The sequence below is a fragment of the Lederbergia ruris genome, assembly GCF_018332955.1.
Taxonomy (GTDB): Bacteria; Bacillota; Bacilli; order Bacillales; family Bacillaceae_C; genus Lederbergia; species Lederbergia ruris.
In genome coordinates this window covers 1-585 of record NZ_BORB01000115.1, presented here as the reverse complement: position 1 = coordinate 585, position 585 = coordinate 1, and the positions used below count along the sequence as shown (strand labels likewise).

Below are 585 nucleotides of genomic sequence, written 5' to 3'. Positions count from 1 at the left end.
GGAAGAAAATGAAGAAGTGGAGGTAGTCTGTCCTTTTTGTGATGGCACCATGCGACAAGCGAGGAATATCCCAAGTGAATAATCTTCACTTGGGACGTGGTTTAGTCGCGCTAGCGATTTTGTTCTTTATATAAAATCCTTATTTTCATCAGACAGTTCGTCCAATCAAAAATAGCATTCATCAATATTATGTATTAAGTCGGCCGGCTTGAGTATATAAAAAGGAGGTGCGATGGTCATGTATTTTGAAGATGATTATTTTGGTGGAGAAGAAGAAAGACGTAGACGGCGTGTACGCTTGATTTGCAGATGTCGTGAAGTAAGACATGAAAGAGAGCGCGAAGAAGAAGAAGAAAGAAGACGTAGACGGAGATTTGAGTGCAGATGCAGAGAAGAACGTCGTCGGCGCGAAGAAGATTGGGATTAGTAGTAAAATCAGTAGGCGCCTCCTTATCATTAAGGGGCTGTCCAGAAAGTCGTTGAAAAACGACTTCCTGTGACAACCTTTCCTATTTTTACTAAAAATACATACAAAAAAATCGCCCTTTCTAGTAGAATGAAGTTACCACACAACACTCAAGAAAG

At 40.5% G+C, this 585-nt stretch carries 1 protein-coding gene; it reads left to right on the top strand.

All coding sequences use genetic code 11. From position 1 onward, the window contains the following. Window positions 1-238 precede the first annotated feature (238 nt). On the top strand, window positions 239-427 hold the full coding sequence (locus KI363_RS21675; RefSeq protein ID WP_158321923.1) for a hypothetical protein: 189 nt from the start codon (window positions 239-241) through the stop codon (window positions 425-427). The last annotated feature ends 158 nt before the right edge of the window (window positions 428-585 follow it).

What these genes read in the sequence shown, in the direction of transcription:
- KI363_RS21675 (WP_158321923.1), top strand. Translation starts at nt 239, where the DNA reads ATGTATTTTGAAGATGATTATTTTGGTGGAGAAGAAGAAAGACGTAGA.